The organism is Janthinobacterium sp. PSPC1-1, assembly GCF_049897625.1.
GTDB classification, from domain to species: domain Bacteria; phylum Pseudomonadota; class Gammaproteobacteria; order Burkholderiales; family Burkholderiaceae_D; genus Janthinobacterium; species Janthinobacterium tructae.
Genome location: NZ_JAFCWP010000007.1, coordinates 163,333 through 184,540, shown reverse-complemented (window position 1 = coordinate 184,540; position 21,208 = coordinate 163,333). Strand labels below are relative to the sequence as shown.

Below are 21,208 nucleotides of genomic sequence, written 5' to 3'. Positions count from 1 at the left end.
AGCGATGAAATTGTGGAGCGAGACGTTTCGTGATGGCGGCCTGATGCCGGCCGAGTATGCCTTTGCCGAGATCGATCCGGCCAGCCGCGTGCGCCTCGCCGGCAACCGCAATCCCCATCTGGCCTGGGACGAGGTGCCGAACGGCACCGAGTCGCTGGCCCTGTTCTGCATCGACCCCGATGCGCCGCAAGACGCCAGCCTGGCCAACCGCGACGACCAAGCCTTGCCGCTGACGGCGCCGCGCGGCGATTTTTATCACTGGAGCTTGCTCGACTTGCCGCCCGCCATGCGGGTTGTTGCCGCCGGGGAGTTTTCCAGCGGCATCACGCCGCGCGGCAAGGCTGCCGGCACTGGCAATGGGCTGCGCCAAGGCTTGAATGACTACACGGGCTGGTTTGCCGGCGATCCTGACATGGCCGGCGATTATTACGGTTATGATGGTCCGTGCCCGCCGTGGAATGACGAGCGCATCCACCACTACATTTTCCGCCTGTATGCGCTCGACGTGCCAAAGTTGGCCTTGCCCGAACGTTTTACTGGGCAGCAAGCCCATGCCGCACTCTACGGCCACATCCTCGACGAAGCCCAGCTCGTCGTTGCCTACTCGCTCAACCCCGAGCTGGCACTTACCCTGAAGAAATAAAGCATGAGCACCACGATCTTACTGATACGCCATGGCGAAACGGCCTGGAATGCGGGCCGCCGCCTGCAGGGCCATATCGACATCGCCCTGAACGAGGCGGGCCTGGCGCAAGCTTGTGCGCTGGGGCAGGCGCTGGCCGATGAGCCGCTGGCCGCCATCCTCGCCAGCGATCTGCAACGCGCGCAGCAAACGGCGCAAGCCGTGGCCGATGTGAAAGGCTTGCCCGTGCAGACGGACCCCTTGCTGCGCGAGCGCTGCTACGGCGCTTTCGAAGGCTTGCTGTATGCCGACATCGCCGCGCGCTATCCGCACGAGTATGCGCAATGGCAATCGCGGCAGATCGATGCCGTGATGCCGTCCGGCGAGCGCGATGCCGAGAGCTTTCGCCAGTTCTATGCGCGCGCGAACGGCGCCATCGCCCGCTGGGCCGAACAGTATGACGGCCAGACGATCGCCATCGTGGCGCATGGCGGCGTGCTCGAATGTGCTTACCGCGAGGCGGTCGGCATGACGCTCGACAGTCCACGCGACTTCCAGGTGAAAAATGCCAGCGTCAACCGTTTTTCGTATGCTGACGGCAAGCTGCATTTAGTGCACTGGGGAAATGTCGAACATCTGAGCGCGCCCGCGATGGACGAGCTGGGCTAAGCGGCCCCATCGTCACTCTGACGCACTACTTCAAAAAAATAGTGCTTATTAAATAGGCAGGGAATCGGTTAAAATAGCAGGTTCCTCCGTCCATTCCAGGTTCTTCAGTGCAAATCGGCCCTCACATTCTGCGCAACAACGTTTTCGTCGCTCCCATGGCGGGCGTGACGGATCGGCCTTTCCGCCAGTTGTGCAAGCAGCTGGGTGCCGGCTATGCCGTGTCGGAAATGGCGGCGTCGAATCCGCGCCTGTGGGCGACGGAAAAAAGCACGCGCCGCACGGACCACGAAGGCGAAATGGAGCCGAAAGCCGTGCAAATCGCCGGTGCCGATCCGCAAGATCTGGCCGATTGCGCCAAGTTCAATGTGGACCGGGGCGCGCAGATCATCGACATCAACATGGGTTGCCCCGTGAAGAAGGTATGCAACAGCTGGTGCGGTTCGGCCCTGCTGCAAAACGAAAGCCTGGTCGAAAAGATCCTGCACGCCGTCGTGAATGCCGTCGACGTGCCCGTCACACTGAAATTTCGCACGGGCTGGAACCGCGAAAACAAGAATGCCCTGACCATCGCCCGCATCGCCGAGCAGGCCGGCATCCAGATGCTGACCTTGCACGGCCGCACGCGCGCCGATGGCTACAAGGGCGATGCCGAATATGAAACCATTGCCGCCGTGAAAGCCTCGGTGGGCATCCCCGTCGTGGCCAACGGCGACATTACCAGCCCGGAAAAGGCGCGCTTTGTGCTCGATCAAACGGGCGCCGATGCCGTCATGATCGGCCGCGCGGCGCAGGGCCGGCCGTGGATTTGCCGCGAGATCGACCATTTCCTGCGCACCGGCACCTTGCTGCCGGCGCCTTACGTGGATGAGGTGCGCAGCCTGATGGATGAGCATTTGCGTGCCCATTACGCGTTTTATGGTGAATTTCTCGGTGTGCGCACGGCGCGCAAGCACATCGGCTGGTACGTCAAGGACCTGGAAGGTGGCGAGGCATTCCGACAACAAATGAACTTGCTGGAGTCGACGGAAGCGCAATTGCTGGCCGTGGATCAATTTTTTGAGTCGCAATGGAAATTTGGCGAACGGTTACAATACCGCCTCTCCGAATCCAGTGAAAGTGGTCAGCTAGAAACGGCCACGGCAGCATGAGCAGATAGCAACAAGCAGGGTAAATCAGTTACCAGCAGTACAAGGGCGAGCGCCTATATACAGAGCGTCATGCAATATTAATTACAACACCGAGGCAAGAGGGCAGCAGGCGGACCGCATGAGCGGCGCGGCAGCGGATTGTCAGGTGTTCAGCCGGTTGAAGCATACAAATGAGCAAAGAAAGCATTCAGGAAGTCGTACAGAAAAGTCTAGAAGATTACTTCAATGACCTGGGCGAACAGCAAGCGTCGAATATCTATGACATGGTCGTGCTGACCGTGGAAAAGCCCATCCTGGAAGTCGTGATGACACGCGCCGATGGCAACCAGTCGCACGCCGCGCAGATGCTGGGCATCAACCGCAATACCCTGCGCAAGAAATTGCAGGAGCACGGTTTGCTGTAATGCCGGCATGCAAGTGACGCCAAGATTTGAATCCGCCGCCGCTTCGGTCAGACGACCGAGCGGTGCCATTCGCCAAGAACACTTAACCACCTAGCCACAGCCATGATCAAACAAGCTCTCCTCTCCGTTTCCGACAAGACCGGCGTTCTCGAATTCGCCCGTGCCCTGTCCGCCCTCGGCGTCAACCTCCTGTCCACCGGCGGCACCGCCAAATTGCTGGCAGACAACGGTGTTCCCGTCACGGAAGTTGCCGATTACACGGGTTTCCCGGAGATGCTCGATGGCCGTGTGAAGACCCTGCACCCGAAAGTGCACGGCGGTATCCTGGCGCGCCGCGATTTCCCTGAGCACATGTCGAAACTGGTCGAGCACGACATGCCGACCATCGACATGGTGGTGGTCAACCTGTACCCGTTCCAGGGCACGGTTGCCAAGGCCGATTGCACGCTGGAAGACGCGATCGAAAACATCGATATCGGCGGCCCGACCATGCTGCGTTCGGCGGCCAAGAACCACAAGGACGTGGTCGTCATCTGCGATCCGACCGACTATGACGCCGTGCTGGCGGAGTTGCGCTCGGCCGACGGTACGGCCGGCACGGTCAGCTACGACACCAAATTCATGCTGGCGAAAAAAGTCTTTGCGCACACGGCGCAATACGATGGCGCCATCACCAACTACCTGACCAGCCTGGGTCCGACGAAAGTGCACGCCGAGCGCGGCGCCTATCCGCAAGTGTTGAACGTTGCATTTGAGAAAGTGCAAGACATGCGCTACGGTGAGAATCCACACCAGAGCGCCGCCTTCTACCGTGACCTGGTAACCATCGATGGCGCGCTGGCCAACTACCGCCAACTGCAAGGCAAGGAATTGTCGTACAACAACATCGCCGATGCCGATGCGGCCTGGGAATGCGTGAAGAGCTTGGGCGGCTTCGAGCAAAGCGCCGCCTGCGTCATCGTCAAGCATGCGAACCCATGTGGCGTCGCCCTGGGCAAGAATGCGGCCGAAGCGTACGCGCGCGCCCTGCAGACGGACCCGACTTCCGCGTTTGGCGGCATCATCGCGTTTAATACCGAACTGGACGGCGCTACCGCCGGCGAAATCGCCAAGCTGTTCGTCGAAGTGCTGATCGCCCCATCCTTCTCCGCCGAAGCGAAACAGATTCTGTCGAGCAAGCAAAACGTGCGCATGCTGGAAATCCCGCTGGGCAGCGGCGTCAACGCCATGGACTTCAAGCGCGTCGGTGGCGGTCTGCTGGTGCAATCGCCGGACGCGAAAAACGTCGGTATCGGCGACTTGCGCGTGGTCAGCAAGCTGCAGCCGACGCCGCAGCAATTGTCCGACCTGATGTTTGCCTGGAAAGTGGCGAAATTCGTCAAGTCGAACGCCATCGTCTTCTGCGGCAATAACATGACCCTGGGCGTGGGCGCTGGCCAGATGAGCCGTATCGACTCGGCCCGCATCGCTTCCATCAAGGCGCAAAACGCGGGCCTGTCGCTGGCCGGTTCCGTGGTGGCGTCGGACGCCTTCTTCCCGTTCCGCGACGGCCTCGACGTCGTCGTCGACGCGGGCGCGACTTGCGTCATCCACCCGGGCGGCTCCATGCGCGACCAGGAAGTGATCGATGCGGCGGACGAGCGCGGCGTGGTCATGCTCTACACGGGAACGCGTCACTTCCGTCATTGATCGATGGAGAAAGTAGGTCGGATTAGCGGTACGCGTAATCCGACATGCGTCGCCAACTGCGCTTGTCGGATTACGCGCGGCCTTCGGCCTCGCTAATCCGACCTACGGCTTCTCGATAAAGTACTCAGCGGCAGGCACCGGTTATTCACCGGTGCCTGCCGTATTCATTATAGAATCTGGCGATGATTATTCTTGGCATCGATCCTGGCCTGCGCACCACCGGCTTTGGGGTCATTGAAAAACACGGCAACAAGCTGCGCTATATCGCGTCGGGGACCGTCAAGACGGGTTCCGAAGGGGAATTGCCGCCGCGCCTGAAGATCATCCTGCAGGGCGTGAGCGAAATCGTCGGCACCTACCAGCCCGATTGCGCCGCCATCGAAAAAGTGTTTGTCAACGTCAATCCCCAATCGACCCTGCTGCTGGGCCAGGCGCGCGGCGCGGCCATTTGCGCGCTGGTCCACGCCGACCTGTCGGTGGCCGAGTATACGGCGCTGCAAGTGAAACAGGCCGTCACGGGCCACGGCAAGGCGGCCAAGGAGCAGGTGCAAGACATGGTGTCGCGGCTGCTGTCACTGCCCGGCTTGCCCGGCACGGATGCGGCCGATGCGCTGGGTGTGGCCATTTGCCACGCCAACAGCATCGATGCGCTGGCCATGCTCGGCGCGCTGGCGCCACAACTGCAGGGTCTGCGCATGAAGCGCGGCCGTTTAGTTGGATAATCACTCTCAAATTTAACATTAGGAACACGCGATGATAGGCCGTCTCTCCGGTATTTTGCTTGAAAAGAATCCGCCACAATTGCTGGTCGATTGCCAGGGCGTCGGCTATGAAGTCGACGTGCCGATGAGCACCTTTTACAACCTGCCCCACGTGGGCGAAAAAGTCGTGCTGTTCACGCACCAGGCCATCCGCGAAGATGCGCATCTGCTGTTTGGCTTCGGCAATGCGGCCGAGCGGGCCGTGTTCCGTCAGTTGATCAAGATCACGGGCGTGGGCGCGCGCATGGCGCTGTCGATCCTGTCCGGCATGACGATTGCCGATCTGGCGCAAGCGATCACCTTGCAGGATTCGGGCCGCCTGGTCAGAGTGCCCGGCATCGGCAAGAAGACGGCCGAACGCCTGTTGCTGGAACTGAAGGGCAAGATCGGTGCGGATCTCGGTCCGCTTGGCGCACACGCTGCGCCCGATGCGCAGTCCGATATCCTCAATGCCCTGCTGGCGCTGGGCTACTCGGACAAGGAAGCAATGGCGGCCGTGAAAAACGTGCCGGCCAGCAGTGGCGTGTCGGACGGTATCAAACTGGCGCTCAAGGCGCTGTCGAAAGGCTAACGGGAACACGGCATGAGCATCCAGACCGATATCTTCACGGAGCAGCGCATCATCGACGCGGCGCCCATCTCGCACAACGAAGAGGCCATCGAACGGGCCTTGCGCCCGAAGCAACTCGACGAGTACGTGGGACAGGAAAAGATCCGCGACCAGCTGGAAATCTTCATCACGGCCGCGCGCCAGCGCAAGGAAGCGCTCGATCACACCTTACTGTTCGGCCCGCCGGGCCTGGGCAAGACGACTTTGGCGCACATCATCGCGCGCGAAATGGGCGTCAATTTGCGCCAGACCTCCGGCCCCGTGCTGGAGCGCCCGGGCGACCTGGCTGCGATCCTGACGAACCTGGAAGCGAACGACGTCCTGTTCATCGATGAAATCCACCGGCTGTCGCCTGTGGTGGAAGAGATTCTGTATCCGGCCCTTGAGGATTATCAAATCGATATCATGATCGGCGAAGGCCCGGCCGCCCGTTCCGTGAAACTCGATCTGCAACCGTTTACATTGGTCGGCGCCACCACGCGCGCCGGCATGCTGACCAACCCGCTGCGCGACCGTTTCGGCATCGTCGCGCGCCTGGAGTTCTACAACACGAGCGAATTGACGAAGATCGTCACGCGCAGCGCCGCCTTGCTGAAAGCGCCGATCGACCCGGAGGGCGCGCACGAGATCGCCCAGCGCGCGCGCGGCACGCCGCGTATCGCCAACCGCCTGCTGCGCCGCGTGCGCGATTTTGCGGAAGTCAAAAGCAATGGCGAGATCACCAAGGTGGTGGCCGACCGCGCGCTGGCCATGCTCGACGTCGACTCCGCCGGCTTCGACGTGATGGACCGCAAGCTGCTCGAAGCCGTGCTGTTCAAGTTCGGCGGCGGCCCCGTCGGCATCGGCAATTTGGCGGCGGCCATCGGCGAAGCGGCCGATACCATCGAAGACGTGCTGGAACCGTATCTGATACAGCAAGGTTTCTTGCAGCGCACACCGCGTGGCAGGGTCGCCACGCCGGCCGCCTATTTGCACTTCGGCGTCAGCGCGCCGCGCATCGGCCCGGGCGGCGAAGCGTGGGAATTGTGATGGCGGAAGCTGCTGTGCCCGGTATGCAAATCTGGATCGACGCCGATGCCTGTCCCGTGGTCATCAAGGAAATCCTGTACAGAGTCGCCGACCGCCTGGAGTTGCCGCTCACTTTGGTGGCCAACCAGGGCTTGCGCGTGCCGCCTTCGCGCTTCATCCGCACCGTGCAAGTGCCGTCCGGCGCGGACGTGGCCGATCAGGAAATCGTGCGGCTGCTCAATCCCGGCGACCTCGTCATCACGGGCGACATTCCGCTGGCGGCCGACGTGCTGACCAAGGGCGGTTTTGCGCTGAACCCGCGTGGCGAGTTTTATACGAAAGATAATATCGCCCAGCAACTGACGATGCGCGCCTTCATGGAAGAGTTGCGCAGCGGCGGTGTGGACACGGGCGGCCCGGCCGCCTTCAGCCAATCCGACCGGCAACAGTTCGCCAACAGCCTGGACCGGCATCTGAGCAAGCATCACCGCAAGCCGGCGCCAGCGCAGTAATCAGTGGACGAAAAAAAACCGGCGCAAGCCGGTTTTTTACGTGCGCATGCAACTTAACGCGCGACTTTTCTCGTGCCCACCACTTCCACCGTTACGCGGCGGTTCTTGGCGCGCCCGGCGGCAGTCGTATTGTCGGCCACGGGCTGCGTTTCTCCCTTGCCTTCCGTGTAGACGCGGTTCGTTTCCACGCCTTGCGTCACCAGATAGGCCTTGACGGCTTCGGCGCGGCGCTGCGACAGCTTCTGGTTGTAGGCGTCGGAACCGACGGCATCCGTATGGCCGACCGTGACGATGACTTCCAGGTCCATGCCCGTCAATTGACCGAGCAGCTGGTCGAGCGCCGCCTTGCCTTGCGGCTTGAGCGTCGATTGATCGAAATCAAACAGCGCTTCCGACGCAAACGACACTTTTTCCGCCACCGGTGTTGGTGCCGGTGCGGCCACGACGACGGGCGCCGGCATGGCGACGACAGGGGCGACTTCGGGCGCCGGCTGGTAGGCTGGCGTGGCGCTGGCCGGGCGGCCCAGTTTATACACGAGGCTGACGGAATACAGGTCCGCATCGCCACGGTTGCCGACGGCGTCGTTCAGGCGATAACGCTCGACTTCGCCGCGCAGGGCCAGCGCTTCGCTGAACTTGTATTCGAGGCCCAGGCCCAGCTTGGCGTTGAGCTTGCGCTCGCTGGCATGCGTATTCGTCGAGCCCAGCAGGCGGTTGCCGCTGAATTCCGTGTTGGTCTTGGTGTAATGCATGCCGACCCGGCCCAGCAAGGACAGGCGCTGCGACAGCGGCAGCTGGCCCAGCAAATCCAGGTTCACACCGCGAAAGCCCGCTTCGCCGTTGAGTACGCCATTGCCGCTGGTGGTCGACTTGAAATCGAACTTGCCCAGGTCAAAGTAACCGGCTTCCACGGCGAAATACTGGTTCAGTTGCCGGCCGACAAACAATTTATAGCCCGTGTCGCGCTGGTCCTTGGTAAAACCGGTGACCGTCTCGCCGTTGGCGGCCAGGCTGGCGCGCAGACGCGGCTCGTCGATGGTGGCGCGCGACTGGCCCACGCCCGCGCCGATGTACCAGGCGCTGTTGGCCCAGTCCGGATTGATGAAAGTGTTGTCTTGCGCCTGCGCCGCTTGCGCTGCCAGCAGCGAGGCCGTCATCACGCCCAAGGCGCCCAGTGTGTGTGCGATAGTCATCGTCATGTCCCGATTATTTGGTGATCTGGTTGTTGCGCAGGGTAACGGCGGCAGCCGTCAGCACGCGGCCATTGAGCAGGGTCGTGTTGTCGCCCACCGTGATGGCGGCCGACTGGCCCAGGATATTGCCCTTGAAGACGCTGTTCGCGGCCAGGGTGGTGGGGCCGACGGGCAACCAGGTAACGTTGTCGGCGGTGGCGCCATTGTTCAGGGCAACGATGGAGTTGACGGTCGAATCGAGCGTCAATGCCGTGCGGAAGATGTACACGCCGGGACCGTTCAAGGTCAGGGTGCCCGTGATACTGATGGCGCCCGCATAGCAGTACACGCCGGGGCCGAAGGTCTGGCCGCCCAGGTCGATGCCGCCGGCAAAGCTGACGTCGCAGGTCCGGCTATTACCGTCGGTGATCGCCGCTTGCAGATCCGTCATGGCGCCGGCCAGGATCGCGCCCGACTTGTAGTTGGTAAAGCCGGCCGCCTGGGTCGGATCGGTGGTCTGCGACGGTGCACCGACGTCGCCCGTGATCAGGGTGGTGCCGCCCGAATTGTTCGTGATCGAGGTGCCGGCCAGCACGCCGAACGGCGCCGCGCGGCCCAGGATGATCGGATTGAATACGGGCGGGATGGCGACGGCGGTGACGGTCAGCAGCGCGCTGCCCGACTGGCCGCCAGCGGTGGCGGTGATGTTGCTGGTGCCGGCGGCGATGCCGGTGGCGACGCCCGTGTTCAATACCGTGGCATTGGCGACGGTGCCCGAGGTCCAGGCGGCGCTGTTGGTGATGATGGCGTTTGAGCTGTCCGAATACGTTGCCGTGGCAACGAATTGCTGCTGGGTACCGACGGCGATGCTGGCGGTGGCTGGCGTGACGGCGATGCTGACCAGGGTGAGGGCGGGTACGGTGACGGTGGTGCTGGCCGTCTTGCCGTTGAAGCTGGCGTTCATGACGCTGCTACCAAAGGCGACGCCGGTGACGCGGCCGCTGCTGGCGACCGTGGCCGCCGCTGGCGTGACTGACACGAAGCTGCTGCCGGCCGTGACGTCAGCCGTGCTGTTGTCCGAGTAGGTGGCAATGACGGCCAGCTGGCGCGTCGCGGCCACTGGCACGATGGGGCTTTGCGGCGTGACGGCGATCGACAGCAAGGTGGCCGGGTTGACGGTCAAGACCGTGCTGGCCGTGAGTGTGCCCGTGGTGGCTGTGATCTGCGTCGTGCCGGCAACCTTGCCCAGTGCCAGTCCGTCAGCGGCGATACTGGCCGTGGCGGGAGTGGCGGAGGCAAAGGCCGACACGGCTGTGACGTCGCGCGTGGCGCCGTCGCTGAAGCTGCCGCTTACCGTGAATTGCTGCGTTGCGCCGATGGCGATGGCTGGCGTGAGCGGGGTGATGGCAATCGCCGTGAGCGTGGCGGGCGAGACGGTCAGCTGGGCCGCCGCGCTCTTGCCGCCGAACGCGGCGCTGATGTTGCTGTTGCCGGCAGCGATGCCGGTGCTCAAGCCAGTGGCGGCATTGACGGTCGCGCTGGCAGGCGTAGCCGACGTCCAGGCCGCCTTGGCGCTGACGTCTTGCGCGGAGCCGTCGCTATACGTGGCTATGGCCGTGAATTGCTGGCCGGCACCGATGGCGACCGTCGCCGTGGCTGGCGTGACAGCCAGGCTGGACAAGGTCGCAGCCGGCAAGCCGAGGATGGGATCGCGTCCCTGGTCGCCGCCGCCGCAACCGGCCAGGGCGGCCATGGCCAGCAAACCTGCCGAGACGAGCAGCGGGTTCAGATATCGTTTGAAGAGGTTCATGTGTTTCCTTTGTGCATGGCAGTCACTGCCGGGCATCTGCGGATGAGGTCATCCGGCAGAGCCATGCCGCCCGTCGCTACAGGGCGATGGCGTCACAGGCATGCACTATTTCATTTAGGAAACTGGAGGTATGTGCGCTGGCGCGCTTAGCTTGTCGGCAATTGGAAAACTGTTCAAAAAGGAACGATTCGGCCTGAAAAACAACGGCGTATGCGGGCAGAAGACGTAAAAAAGCCGACGCAAGGGTCGGCTTCATCAGGGCAGGGCGTGCGGTGATTACTCTGCGCGCACCCATGTCTGCGAGCGGCCAAACATCGGCACGCCGATATAGCCGCGTACTTGCAGCTTGGTGCCGCCTTCCGTCAGTTCTGCCTTGCTCTTGTAGGTCTTGCCATTGGCCGGGTCCGTGATTTCGCCGCCCGTCCATTCCTTGCCATCATATTTCAGGCCGGACAGGATCACCATGCCGACGATGGGCTGGTCCTTGTTGGCGCCCGTGCACTTGTCGCACTTGGGATTCTGGTCTTCGTCAGGGCCGCGGAACAGCTTGTCGATCTTGCCTTGCAAGACGCCGTTGTTTTCCGTGATGACGATGAGCGATTTCGGCTTGCCGCTGGCGTCGTCGATGGTTTTCCACGTGCCCACTGGGGTGTGATTGTCATCGCGCGCGGTGGCGCTGCCGGCGATGGCCAGGGCGGCCACCATGATGCTTGCTGTGACGCTTGCTTTGAATATTGTATGCATTGCTAGTCTCCAATGGTTTTTTTGATCGGGTCACGAACAGTTTATATACCAAGGCAAGACCAGCGGTACTGCGCGGCGTCACTGGGACGGCCGCGCAATCCTTCCAAACTTGCCTTATGCGCTGGCTAGTTTAGCAAACTGTTCGCGCAATTTTTCAATTGTGGCGGAAAAACTGAGCAAACGCTCGTTTTCTTGCGCAACGATGGCGGCCGGGGCGCGCGCGACGAAGCTTTCATTGCCTAATTTGCTATTTACTTTGGCAATTTCCGCTTCGATACGGGCGATTTCCTTGCCCAGGCGTTCGCGTTCGGCAGCCACGTCGATTTCCACTTTCAGCATCAGCTTGGTGGTGCCGACGATGGCGACGGCCGCTGGCGAGTCCGGCAGCGCATCGACGATCTGCACCTCGGCCAGCTTGCCCAGCGACTGGATGTACGGTGCGTACGAGGCCAGCGCGGCCTTTTCCGTCGCATTGCCCGCTTCAACGATCAGCGGCACGCGCACGGAAGGCGAGATCTGCATTTCGCCGCGCAGGTTGCGCGTGGCGTCCGTCAAGGCTTTCAACTGCTGCATCCACGCTTCGGCCGACTCGTCGATCTTGTCGGTGTTGGCGATTGGATACGGCTGCATCATGATCGAATCACCTTCTGCCTTCAGGGTCTTGCCGGCCAAAGGCGCTACCGTCTGCCACAGCGCTTCCGTGACGAACGGAATGATCGGATGGGCCAGGCGCAGCACCACTTCCAGCACGCGCAGCAGGGTGTGGCGGGTGGCGCGCTGCTGGCCTTCCGTGCCTTGCTGGACTTGTACCTTGGCCACTTCCAGATACCAGTCGCAATACTCGTCCCAGACGAATTTGTAGATGGTGGCGGCGATATTGTCGAAACGGAAGTCTTCAAAGCCCTTTGCCACGTCCAGTTCAGCGCGTTGCAGCAAGGAGATGATCCACTTGTCCGCTTGCGACAGGTCGGCGTCGTTCGGGGTGCAATCCTTGCCTTCCGTATTCATCATGACGAAACGGGTGGCGTTCCACATCTTGTTGCAGAAGTTGCGGTAGCCTTCGCAGCGGCCCAGGTCGAAATTGATGTTGCGGCCCAGCGAGGCATAGCTGGCCATGGTGAAGCGCACGGCGTCCGTGCCGTAGGCCGAAATGCCGTCCGGGAATTCCTTGCGTGTCGCCTTGGTGATCTTTTCCGCGTCGCGCGGGTTCATCAGGCCCGTGGTGCGCTTGACGATCAAGCCTTCCAGGTCGATGCCGTCGATCAGGTCGATCGGGTCCAGGGTATTGCCCTTCGACTTGGACATTTTTTGCCCCGTCGAATCGCGCACCAGGCCGTGTACGTAGACGGTTTCAAACGGCACCTTGCCCGTGAAGTGCGCCGTCATCATGACCATGCGCGCGACCCAGAAGAAGATGATGTCGAAACCCGTCACCAGCACGGACGAGGGCAGGAAGGCCTTCATGTCCGGCGTTTCTTCAGGCCAACCCATAGTCGAGAATGGCACCAGGGCGGACGAGAACCACGTGTCGAGCACGTCGTCGTCGCGCTTCAACGGGCCCGTGCTGCCGGCGGCCTGCGCCTTGGCGATGGCTTCCGCTTCCGTCTTGGCAACGAAGATATTGCCCGCGTCGTCGTACCACGCCGGGATTTGATGGCCCCACCACAGTTGGCGCGAGATGCACCAGTCCTGGATGTTGTTGAGCCACTGGTTGTAGGTGGTGCTCCAGTTTTCCGGCACGAACTTGATTTCGCCATTGGCGACCTTGTCCAGCGCCGTTTCCGCGATCGATTTGCCGGGGAAGAAAGTGCCTTCCGGGGCCGGTTTGCTCATGGCGACGAACCACTGGTCCGTCAGCATCGGTTCGATGACGACGCCCGTGCGGTCGCCGCGCGGCACCATCAATTTATGCGGCTTGACTTGCTCGAGCAATCCTTGCGCGTCGAGGTCGGCGACGATCTGCTTGCGCGCGGCGAAGCGGTCCATGCCGCGGTAGGCCTCGGGCGCGTCGTCGGTGATCTTCGCGTCCAGGGTCAGGATGACGATTTGCGCCAGTTTGTGGCGCTGGCCCACGGCGTAATCGTTCATGTCATGCGCTGGGGTAATCTTCACGCAACCCGTGCCGAATTCCTTGTCGACGTATTCGTCGGCGATGATGGGGATTTCGCGGTCGGTCAGCGGGAGTTTGAGCATCTTGCCCACCAGTGCTGCGTAGCGCTCGTCCGTCGGATCGACGGCCACGGCCACGTCGCCCAGCATGGTTTCAGGACGCGTGGTGGCGACCGTCAGGAAACCGCTGCCGTCGACCAGCGGGTACTTGATGTACCACATCGAGCCGTCTTCTTCCTCGGACACCACTTCCAGGTCGGAGACAGCCGTGCCCAGCACGGGGTCCCAGTTGACCAAGCGCTTGCCGCGGTAGATCAGGCCTTGCTCGAACAGGCGCACGAAGACGTCGGTGACGACTTTCGAGCGCGGCTCGTCCATCGTGAAGTATTCGCGCTGCCAGTCGGCCGAAGCGCCCAGGCGGCGCATTTGCCCGGTGATGATGGAACCGGATTTTTCTTTCCATTCCCACACTTTTTCCACGAACTTCTCGCGGCCCAGGTCATGGCGCGAAATTTTTTGCGCGTCCAGTTGGCGCTGCACGACGATTTGCGTGGCGATGCCCGCGTGGTCGGTGCCGGGAATCCAGGCCGTGTTGTGGCCCAGCATGCGGTGGTAGCGGGTCAGGCCATCCATGATGGTCTGGTTGAACGCATGGCCCATGTGCAGGGTGCCGGTGACGTTCGGCGGCGGCAACTGGATGCTGAAGGAAGGTTTTCCGGCATCGAGGGTGGCGGTAAAGTAACCGCGCTGTTCCCACTCGGTGCGCCAGAATTGTTCAATGTCGGCGGGCTCGAAAGACTTGGCTAATTCCATGATTTGGCGTGTGATTGGCAAAAGGAACCATTATAAGGGGTGCATAAAGCATGCGCAGCAAATAGCGGGCCTGGATGGCCCGAAAAGCCGCGCACGATTGCGCAATATTGCTGCATTGTATTTTTTTCAAGCTATCATCTTTGCAACATTATTTGAAAGCTCAGGCAATCATGAAAAAATTGTGGCAATTGGCCGTGTTCGGCGCTGGATGGGTTGCCGGTGGCGCATGCGCCGGCGTTCCGGAAGGGATGGCGGCTTTCCAGGATGGGCGCTGCAGCAAGGCCGTGGCGCAATTGCGCGGACCGGCGCAGGGTGGCCATGTCGAGGCGCAAAAAGTCCTCGGCGATATCTACGTGGGCGAGCAAGGATGCCGGGACGTGGAGCGCAGCGATACCGAAGCGGAGCGCTGGTATCTGCTGGCGGCCAAGGGCGGCGATCGCGCCGCGCAGGAGGCGCTGGTTTTCATGTATGCATACGCGCCGGGCCGCATGCGCAATCCATCGCGCGCGCGGCCCTGGTTGGGCGTCATGGCCGCGCACGGTGATGGCAAGCCCCTGCAGGAGCTGGCACAAATGTATGAACGGGGCGAAGGCGGACCGGTGGACCGGGTGCTGTCGTATGCGCTCAACCTGCTGGCGCTGCAAGACAAGGAGTGGAGCGGTGCGGCCGCGATGGAGAAGTCCCTGCCGGCGCAGCGTGGCAGGATGTCGCCGGACCAGGTCGATGAAGCCGTGCGCCTTGCTGCCAGCTGGAAGCGGGGCGCGCCCTTCTCGGCGACGTCGCTGACGGGACAGCGTTCGCCGCAGGACTGGTACCGCCGCGCCGCCGAGGGTGGCGACATGGAAGCCGCCTATCAGCTGGGCTTGCTGTGCTGGAAAGGCACGGGCGGCCTGGATGAAAAGCAGGCCGCCCGCTGGCTGCGCAAGGCCGCAGAAAGCGGCAGTGCCAAGGCCCAGTTACAGCTGGCCGTGCTGTATGGCGAGGAGGCGGGCGTGCCGCAGGACTATGTGCTCGCTTCCATGCTGAGCCAGCTGGCGGCGGCGGGCGGCGCGGCGGAGGCCGGCGTCACCGTGGCCCGCTGGGCAAAGAAACTGAATGCGGCGCAACAGGCCGAGGCGGAGCAGCTGGCGCGGGCATGGAAGGTGGGCATGCCGTTGCCGCTGGTCTCGGTGCATGGCATGGAACGCTTGATCAATTATGTGCGCGAGGCACGCAACAAGCTGCCGCCGACGCCAGAGGTGACGGCGCTGTTCAAGGCTGCCAGAGAGGGCGATGAAGCGGCCTTCGGCAAGCTGCTGGCCGGCGTCGCCGAGCCGGGCAACTATGCGCTCGACAGGCTTCCCTTGCTGAACTATTTGATCTTGCCCGCATCGAGCATGGTCAAAGCCGAAGCGGCATGGCTGAAGGCGCAAACCTGGCAGGACGACGATCAGCAGCGACTGGCGCAAGCATCGCTGCAGGCGCGCCGCCAGGCGCTGCGTGAGCAGCACGCCGCGCTGCTGCCCGCCAAGCTGCGCATGATGACGCTGCTGTTGCAACGCGGCGTGCCGCTCGGCGAAGGCGATACGCTGTACCACGCTGCGCCCCTGCATCTGGCTGCCCTGTACGGCAATGCCGCGATGGTGCGCCTGTTGCTGGCGCATGGCGCCGATGTGCGGCAATACGGCGGCGAAAACCACACGCAGGCGCCGCTGGAATACGCCTTGCAGCAGGAGAATGCGGACATCTTGCCGGAATTGATCGACGCGAATGAGCGTACGGCCAGCATGATCGCCATGCTCGACGCAGGCGCGGGCCGGCCATATTTGCTGGTAGATCAGTACCTGGCAGAGAAAAAAGCCGAGAAAGGCGGGGCTGCGCAGCCAGCCGAACGACCGCTGGCCGATGCGTTGCTATGGGGGCGCTTGCTGCGCTTGACGCGCGGCACCGAAGTGCTCGATAAAATGCTGGCCACCGGCACCACGCCGAATACTGATGAGCAGGAAAAGTCACTGTACGCCTATGCCGCCGAAGCGGGCAACGCCGGCGCGCTGGACTGGCTCAAGCAGCGCGTGCCCCGGCATGACGCGAAGGGAAAGGACCGCTGGCTCGACGCTGCGATGCGCGCCATGTACAACTACCAGCCGGCGTCCGAGGACGTGCTGCGCCAACTAGTGATACCCGGCATGCCATGGCAGCAAGTCGGACCCGCCGCCGAAGAGTCTTACCAGGGACAGCAGGCGGCGCTCGATTCGCGGCGTCTGGAAAAGGAGACGCTGCTGTGGCATGCGGTGCGCAGCCAGCGGCACGACTGGGTCGCCCGCCTGGCCGCGATGGGTGCGCCCATCGTCACCGGCGGTTATCTGCCGCCCTTGCTGGCGGCCGTCGAAAATAGCGACGCGGCGATGGCCAAGCTGTTGCTGAGCCTGGGCGCCGATCCGCTGGGCGGGGGATTGCCCGTGTTGAAGATGGCGCAGCAACGGGCGTCGACGCCGGAAAGTAAAGCCGTGCTGGCCTTGCTGAAGGCGGCCGCCGCAGCGCGCTAGACTCCGGCAGCCACACCGCTGCAACAGTGTTGGCCCTGGACCGCATGCGCCATCTTGCGCGGCGGCATGGCCGTTTTTTGGCGGCCTGGCGAGTCGTTTTCCTGCAACAGAACGGGGATGGCGGTGTCGCCGATGCTATAATGCCGGCCTCGGCGCCTCCTGCCTCATCCTTGCGGACGGCGCCAGCAGACGCGGTTGTATTAATTCTTCATATCCAGCACTCGTCCGCGTCTCAAGGCCAGCGCATCTGCGATGCCAGCCACCTTCAGCGCGCCCCCTTCGGGCCGGGCGCCTGAGCCACGCGCACCGCCAGCGGTGCACCATTCACGGCGGAATCAAAGCGGCGCGTCCATTGCACGCCGCTGCCGTCACAGCTTAGCCAGGATCTTTTGTCCGGCGCGTCGTCTTTTGATACGGCATCCCCCGCATGGCGCCTTGCCGCTTGTGGCCTCGCCGTGGCCGCCGCTTTCCTGGTTTCGCTTTTACAAGGAAATCATCATGAAAAAAATCGCCATCTTTGCCGGCCTTGCCACCACCCTGGGCGCCTTGCCTGCCGCACACGCCCAGTCGTCCCTCGACCTGTATGGTTTGATGGATGCGGGCCTGGTGCAGGAAGGCGGCGTCAGCAAGCTCACCAGCGGTATCTCGGCCGGTTCGCGCCTTGGTTTTCGTGGCACGGAAGCGCTGGGCAATGGCTTGCAAGCGGTGTTCACCTTGGAAGCGGGCGTGCAGGGCGACACGGGCCGCTCCGACCAGGGGGGGCAATTGTTCGGCCGTCAGGCTTTTGTCGGCCTCAATAGCCCGCTGGGCATGCTGACCATGGGCCGCCAGTACAACTTGCAAAGCCAGGCGCTGACGGACGTGGCCGATCCATTCGAAGGCGGCCTGGCCGGCGCGGCGACCAACCTGGCCGGCTATTCGGCCACGCGCATCGACAATACCGTGCGCTATACCTCGCCCGAGCTGCGCGGCGTCACCGCCACCGTGATGTACGGCTTTGGCGAACATACGGGTGTGGTGGCAGATCAGCGCTCGCTGGGCCTGGCCCTGGGCTATGTCAACGGTCCATTGACCTTGCGCCTGGCGCGCCAGAGCCGTGCCGGCGAGCCGGGCAAGGCTGCCGCCAACAACACCATTCTGGCCGGTAACTACAACTTCGGCGTGGCCACGGCGTTTGCCGGCTATGGCCGCAACACGGGCGATGGCAGCACCATGTTCTTTGCGGAAAATCCGTATGGTGCGGCGCAGGCGCCGGCCCAGTCGACGGACAGCCGCGACGCCATCGTCGGCGTGTCCGTGCCGCTCGGTGCGGCGACTTTGCTGGCCTCGTATGTGCACAAGGATGACCGCAATGCGGCCAACCGCGATGCGCAGCAGCTAGCCATCGGCGCCACGTATGCCTTGTCCAAGCGCAGCAAGATTTATGTGGCCTATGCGCACATCCGCAACCGCAACGACGCCGCCTACATGGTGGGCAATGCGACGGAAGTGGGCACGGGCAACCGCGCCTTCAACGTCGGCCTGCGCCACGCGTTTTAAGCAGCGGCCAGCATGCTGCCTTCGTGCAGCAGTGCTTCAAAGGCGGACACGGTCAGCGGGCGGCTGAACAGATAGCCCTGCATCTGGTCGCAGCCGTGCTGGCGCAAGAAGGCCAGCTGCTGCGGCGTTTCCACGCCTTCGGCGATGACTTTCAGGCGCAGGCTGTGTGCCAGCGAAATGATGGCGCGCACGATGGCTGCGTCGTCGTCGTGCGTGATGTCGCTGACGAAGGTCTTGTCGATTTTCAGTACGTCGATGGGAAAGTGGCGCAGGTAGGCCAGGCTGGAATAGCCGGTGCCGAAGTCGTCGATCGACAGTTGCACGCCCAGCGCCTTCAGGTTGGCCATGATGGCCGTCGCTTGTTCCACGTCATGCATGACCATGCTTTCGGTCAATTCCAATTCCAGATGGGCGGCGGCCAGCCCCGTTTCAGCCAGCGCCTGCGCCACCGCATGCAGCAGATTCCTTTGCTTGAATTGCCGCGCCGACAGGTTGACGGCCAGGCGCAGCGGGCCATGGCCGGCCAGCTGCCAGGCGCGCGCCTGGGCGCATGCGGTGCGCAGCGCCCAGTCGCCGATGGGGATGATCAAGCCCATTTCCTCGGCCAGGCCGATGAAGCTGGCAGGCGCAATGCGCCCCAGCTGCGGATGCTGCCAGCGCAGCAGCGCTTCCATGCCCACCACCTTGCCGCTGGCCAAGTCCAGCTGGGGCTGGTATTCGAGGTGGAACTGTCCCCGTTCCAGGGCATGGCGCAACTCGCTCTCCAGTCCCAGCCGCTCCAGGGTGCCCGCATTCATGCTCGAGGCATAGAATTGCCAGTGGCCCCGTCCCTGTTCCTTGGCGCGGTACATGGCGATGTCGGCGTGCTTGATCAAGGTGTCGGGGTCCAGGCCATCGTCGGGATACACGGCCACGCCCATGCAGCAGCTGAGAATAAATTCATATTCCCCCAGTTGCAGCGGCTGCGCCACGGCGTCCTGGATGCGCTGCAGGATGGCCGCGCCCGGTTCGCCATTGCCATGCTGGGGCAGCAGCAGCACGAATTCGTCGCCACCGAGGCGCGCCACCGTGTCGACTTCGCGCGTGGCGTCGCGCAGGCGCTCGGCGACGTTTTTCAGCACAGTGTCGCCCGCATCGTGGCCGAGGGTATCGTTGACGAATTTAAAGCGGTCGAGGTCGATGAACACTACCCACAAGGGCAGGCCGCTGCGCCGTGTCACGGCCATCGCCTGTTCCAGCCGCTCCCGCAGCAGCAGGCGGTTGGCCAGGCCCGTCAGAATATCGTGCCGCGACTGGAATTCCAGCTCCTGTTCGAAGCGCATGACGGTGCTGATGTCGTATTGCGCCACGACAAAGTGGCTGACGGGGCCATCGCCATCATCGCGCACGGGCGCGACGAACAGCTCGCTCCAGTAGCAGCTGCCATCCTTGCGGAAATTACGTACGATGGCCTTGCCTTCGCGCTGTTCGCGCAGGGCCGCTGTAATCTCATGCATGTCTTGCCGCCCCTGCTCGGGACCCTGCAAATCTTCCAGGCGCTGGCCGATGACTTCGCCAGCCGCATAGCCGGTGATGCGCTCGAAAGCGGGATTGACGTATTCGATCAGGTAGCCCGGCGCGTCGGCGCTGCACAGGATGATGGCATTGGCCTACACTTCGATGATGCGTTCGCGCAAACGCAGCGACTTCTCAGTGTGCATGCGCGCAGCGATGTCTTCGGACAGGCGCAAATTGGCAAACTGCAGCGCCGCCGTGCGTTCACCCGTGATGCGGGCAATCACGGAATTGCGCGTGACCAGTTGAAAGACATATGCCGTTGCCAGCAGGCTCGACAGCAGTCCGCCCAGCAGCACATACAGGGAGCCGCGATGGTTGGCGTCCAGGCTCATGCCGCTGGCAGGCAGCATGGCGGCGCGCAGCGTGTGACCGCTGGTGTGGTACTGCAGCAGCAGCCGGGTGCTTTCCGACTCGATCTGGCGTGCCGAGGCGTAGCACAGGGCCGTCAGGCTCAGCCCGACCGCCAGGGTGATCAGGGCCGAGGTGGAGACGGAAATGGAGATGCGTTTGAAAAATGATTGCATGATGGCGTCCGGTAAGCAGCGCCGGCGCCGATCCGTGATCCGGCAGCCCTGGCAGTGACTGACTGTAGAGCGCGGGGCACGTGGCGGTCCGTTCGCTGCCGAACAGACGGCGATGCCAGCAAGAAATATAGTGGCGGCACTGTGCAGGCGCTGTGTTACGCTCCGGCATATGGCGCCCCTCGTTCGGACGTTTTTTACCTATCCCCTAGCTGACGACTGGAAATCAGGAAAACTGCCCATGTCGAGTCCGCATGCCCAGCTGCACAACCCGAATCAAAACCATTTGCTCGCCGCCATGCTCGACGCCGATTTCGCGCGCCTGGCCCCCCATCTGGAGCAAGTCTCCATGTTGCTCGGTGACGTGATCTACGATTCGGGCGACAAGCTGCAGCATGTGCACTTTCCCACCACCGCCATCGTTTCCATCCACTACCTGCTGGAAAACGGCGGCTCGTCGGAAATTGCCGGCGTCGGCAATGAAGGCGTGGTGGGCGTGTCGCTGTTTATGGGCGGCAACTCTACCCCCAGCCGCGCCGTGGTGCAGACGGGCGGCGTCGGCTATCGGCTGAAGGCGCATTTGCTGATGGAAGAATTCGACCGCGCCGGCCCCGTCATGCGCTTGCTGCTGCGCTATACGCAAGCCCTGATCACGCAAATGTCACAGACGGCCGTGTGCAACCGCCACCATACGGTGGAGCAGCAGCTGTGCCGCTGGCTGCTGCTGACCATGGACCGCCTGCCGAACCGCGAGCTGACGATGACGCAGGAGTTGATTGCCAACATGCTGGGCGTGCGCCGCGAAGGCGTGACGGAAGCGGCCGGGCGCTTGCAGCAGCGCGGCTTCATCAGTTACCGGCGCGGCCATATCTCCGTGCTGGACCGCGCCGGCCTCGAAGGCCATGTGTGCGAATGCTATGGCGTGGTCAAGAAGGAATTCACGCGCCTGCTGTCGGACGTGCGCCAGCGCCAAGGTTCCTGATCACCGCATCCAC

At 62.8% G+C, this 21,208-nt stretch carries 18 protein-coding genes; 12 read left to right on the top strand and 6 right to left on the bottom strand.

Going from position 1 to position 21,208, the window contains the following annotated elements; genetic code table 11:
• Window positions 1-4: 4 nt before the first annotated feature.
• From ACP7EG_RS21715 to ACP7EG_RS21675, 9 genes are all read left to right on the top strand, one after another.
• Complete coding sequence (locus ACP7EG_RS21715; protein ID WP_426089251.1) at window positions 5-643, top strand: YbhB/YbcL family Raf kinase inhibitor-like protein; 639 nt, start codon at window positions 5-7, stop codon at window positions 641-643.
• A gap of 3 nt (window positions 644-646) precedes the next feature.
• Entirely contained in the window at window positions 647-1,291 is a 645-nt protein-coding gene (locus ACP7EG_RS21710; RefSeq protein ID WP_426089250.1) for a histidine phosphatase family protein, read from the top strand.
• 107 nt (window positions 1,292-1,398) lie between these two features.
• A complete protein-coding gene (dusB, locus tag ACP7EG_RS21705; protein ID WP_426089249.1) occupies window positions 1,399-2,439 on the top strand; it encodes a tRNA dihydrouridine synthase DusB in 1,041 nt (346 codons plus the stop codon).
• 170 nt (window positions 2,440-2,609) lie between these two features.
• Complete coding sequence (locus tag ACP7EG_RS21700) at window positions 2,610-2,843, top strand: helix-turn-helix domain-containing protein (RefSeq protein WP_008445162.1); 234 nt, start codon at window positions 2,610-2,612, stop codon at window positions 2,841-2,843.
• Window positions 2,844-2,945: 102 nt separating this feature from the next.
• Complete coding sequence (gene purH / locus ACP7EG_RS21695) at window positions 2,946-4,532, top strand: bifunctional phosphoribosylaminoimidazolecarboxamide formyltransferase/IMP cyclohydrolase (RefSeq protein WP_071079484.1); 1,587 nt, start codon at window positions 2,946-2,948, stop codon at window positions 4,530-4,532.
• Window positions 4,533-4,714: 182 nt separating this feature from the next.
• Window positions 4,715-5,254, top strand: a complete 540-nt coding sequence (gene ruvC, locus ACP7EG_RS21690; protein WP_141171710.1) for a crossover junction endodeoxyribonuclease RuvC — start codon at window positions 4,715-4,717, stop codon at window positions 5,252-5,254.
• Window positions 5,255-5,285: 31 nt separating this feature from the next.
• Window positions 5,286-5,864: a Holliday junction branch migration protein RuvA gene (gene ruvA, locus ACP7EG_RS21685; protein WP_071079482.1), complete on the top strand. Its 579-nt coding sequence runs from the start codon at window positions 5,286-5,288 to the stop codon at window positions 5,862-5,864.
• 12 nt (window positions 5,865-5,876) lie between these two features.
• Window positions 5,877-6,932: a Holliday junction branch migration DNA helicase RuvB gene (gene ruvB / locus ACP7EG_RS21680; RefSeq protein ID WP_071079481.1), complete on the top strand. Its 1,056-nt coding sequence runs from the start codon at window positions 5,877-5,879 to the stop codon at window positions 6,930-6,932.
• 23 nt (window positions 6,933-6,955) lie between these two features.
• Window positions 6,956-7,423, top strand: a complete 468-nt coding sequence (locus ACP7EG_RS21675) for a YaiI/YqxD family protein (protein ID WP_092613064.1) — start codon at window positions 6,956-6,958, stop codon at window positions 7,421-7,423.
• Window positions 7,424-7,476: 53 nt separating this feature from the next.
• On the opposite strand, the gene ACP7EG_RS21670 is transcribed toward ACP7EG_RS21675, so the two are convergent.
• The 4 genes from ACP7EG_RS21670 to ACP7EG_RS21655 all read right to left on the bottom strand — a co-directional run bounded on the left by ACP7EG_RS21670 (window position 7,477) and on the right by ACP7EG_RS21655 (window position 14,071).
• Window positions 7,477-8,616, bottom strand: coding sequence for an OmpA family protein (locus ACP7EG_RS21670; protein ID WP_426089248.1), 1,140 nt, complete (start codon window positions 8,614-8,616; stop codon window positions 7,477-7,479).
• A 13-nt stretch (window positions 8,617-8,629) separates the two neighbouring features.
• Entirely contained in the window at window positions 8,630-10,405 is a 1,776-nt protein-coding gene (locus ACP7EG_RS21665) for an Ig-like domain-containing protein (RefSeq protein ID WP_426089247.1), read from the bottom strand.
• 276 nt (window positions 10,406-10,681) lie between these two features.
• The gene (locus tag ACP7EG_RS21660) at window positions 10,682-11,149 is read right to left on the bottom strand and encodes a DUF2147 domain-containing protein (protein ID WP_426089246.1); all 468 of its coding nucleotides are present in this window, start codon (window positions 11,147-11,149) and stop codon (window positions 10,682-10,684) included.
• 114 nt (window positions 11,150-11,263) lie between these two features.
• Window positions 11,264-14,071 (bottom strand): valine--tRNA ligase, encoded by a 2,808-nt coding sequence (locus tag ACP7EG_RS21655; RefSeq protein WP_426089245.1) that lies wholly within the window; start codon window positions 14,069-14,071, stop codon window positions 11,264-11,266.
• Between the two features lie 170 nt (window positions 14,072-14,241).
• Between ACP7EG_RS21655 and ACP7EG_RS21650 the strand changes: the two genes are divergently transcribed.
• Together ACP7EG_RS21650 and ACP7EG_RS21645 are read left to right on the top strand one after the other, a co-directional pair.
• Window positions 14,242-16,596, top strand: coding sequence for an ankyrin repeat domain-containing protein (locus ACP7EG_RS21650; RefSeq protein ID WP_426089244.1), 2,355 nt, complete (start codon window positions 14,242-14,244; stop codon window positions 16,594-16,596).
• A 498-nt stretch (window positions 16,597-17,094) separates the two neighbouring features.
• The gene (locus tag ACP7EG_RS21645) at window positions 17,095-18,135 is read left to right on the top strand and encodes a porin (RefSeq protein ID WP_426089243.1); all 1,041 of its coding nucleotides are present in this window, start codon (window positions 17,095-17,097) and stop codon (window positions 18,133-18,135) included.
• Here ACP7EG_RS21645 and ACP7EG_RS21640 read toward each other — a convergent pair.
• Together ACP7EG_RS21640 and ACP7EG_RS21635 are read right to left on the bottom strand one after the other, a co-directional pair.
• Window positions 18,132-19,769 (bottom strand): putative bifunctional diguanylate cyclase/phosphodiesterase, encoded by a 1,638-nt coding sequence (locus ACP7EG_RS21640; RefSeq protein WP_426089310.1) that lies wholly within the window; start codon window positions 19,767-19,769, stop codon window positions 18,132-18,134. The genes ACP7EG_RS21645 and ACP7EG_RS21640 overlap by 4 nt on opposite strands.
• Before the next feature lie 15 nt (window positions 19,770-19,784).
• On the bottom strand, window positions 19,785-20,216 hold the full coding sequence (locus ACP7EG_RS21635; RefSeq protein WP_426089242.1) for a hypothetical protein: 432 nt from the start codon (window positions 20,214-20,216) through the stop codon (window positions 19,785-19,787).
• Between the two features lie 238 nt (window positions 20,217-20,454).
• On the opposite strand from ACP7EG_RS21635, the gene ACP7EG_RS21630 reads away from it, so the two are divergent.
• Complete coding sequence (locus ACP7EG_RS21630) at window positions 20,455-21,195, top strand: Crp/Fnr family transcriptional regulator (RefSeq protein WP_426089241.1); 741 nt, start codon at window positions 20,455-20,457, stop codon at window positions 21,193-21,195.
• The last annotated feature ends 13 nt before the right edge of the window (window positions 21,196-21,208 follow it).

What these genes read in the sequence shown, in the direction of transcription:
- purH (WP_071079484.1), top strand. Translation starts at nt 2,946, where the DNA reads ATGATCAAACAAGCTCTCCTCTCCGTTTCCGACAAGACCGGCGTTCTC.
- ruvA (WP_071079482.1), top strand. Translation starts at nt 5,286, where the DNA reads ATGATAGGCCGTCTCTCCGGTATTTTGCTTGAAAAGAATCCGCCACAA.
- ACP7EG_RS21630 (WP_426089241.1), top strand. Translation starts at nt 20,455, where the DNA reads ATGTCGAGTCCGCATGCCCAGCTGCACAACCCGAATCAAAACCATTTG.
- ruvC (WP_141171710.1), top strand. Translation starts at nt 4,715, where the DNA reads ATGATTATTCTTGGCATCGATCCTGGCCTGCGCACCACCGGCTTTGGG.
- ACP7EG_RS21675 (WP_092613064.1), top strand. Translation starts at nt 6,956, where the DNA reads ATGCAAATCTGGATCGACGCCGATGCCTGTCCCGTGGTCATCAAGGAA.
- ACP7EG_RS21650 (WP_426089244.1), top strand. Translation starts at nt 14,242, where the DNA reads ATGAAAAAATTGTGGCAATTGGCCGTGTTCGGCGCTGGATGGGTTGCC.
- ACP7EG_RS21710 (WP_426089250.1), top strand. Translation starts at nt 647, where the DNA reads ATGAGCACCACGATCTTACTGATACGCCATGGCGAAACGGCCTGGAAT.
- ACP7EG_RS21645 (WP_426089243.1), top strand. Translation starts at nt 17,095, where the DNA reads ATGAAAAAAATCGCCATCTTTGCCGGCCTTGCCACCACCCTGGGCGCC.
- ACP7EG_RS21665 (WP_426089247.1), bottom strand. Translation starts at nt 10,405, where the DNA reads ATGAACCTCTTCAAACGATATCTGAACCCGCTGCTCGTCTCGGCAGGT.
- ruvB (WP_071079481.1), top strand. Translation starts at nt 5,877, where the DNA reads ATGAGCATCCAGACCGATATCTTCACGGAGCAGCGCATCATCGACGCG.
- ACP7EG_RS21670 (WP_426089248.1), bottom strand. Translation starts at nt 8,616, where the DNA reads ATGACTATCGCACACACACTGGGCGCCTTGGGCGTGATGACGGCCTCG.
- ACP7EG_RS21635 (WP_426089242.1), bottom strand. Translation starts at nt 20,216, where the DNA reads ATGCAATCATTTTTCAAACGCATCTCCATTTCCGTCTCCACCTCGGCC.
- ACP7EG_RS21715 (WP_426089251.1), top strand. Translation starts at nt 5, where the DNA reads ATGAAATTGTGGAGCGAGACGTTTCGTGATGGCGGCCTGATGCCGGCC.
- ACP7EG_RS21660 (WP_426089246.1), bottom strand. Translation starts at nt 11,149, where the DNA reads ATGCATACAATATTCAAAGCAAGCGTCACAGCAAGCATCATGGTGGCC.
- ACP7EG_RS21655 (WP_426089245.1), bottom strand. Translation starts at nt 14,071, where the DNA reads ATGGAATTAGCCAAGTCTTTCGAGCCCGCCGACATTGAACAATTCTGG.
- ACP7EG_RS21700 (WP_008445162.1), top strand. Translation starts at nt 2,610, where the DNA reads ATGAGCAAAGAAAGCATTCAGGAAGTCGTACAGAAAAGTCTAGAAGAT.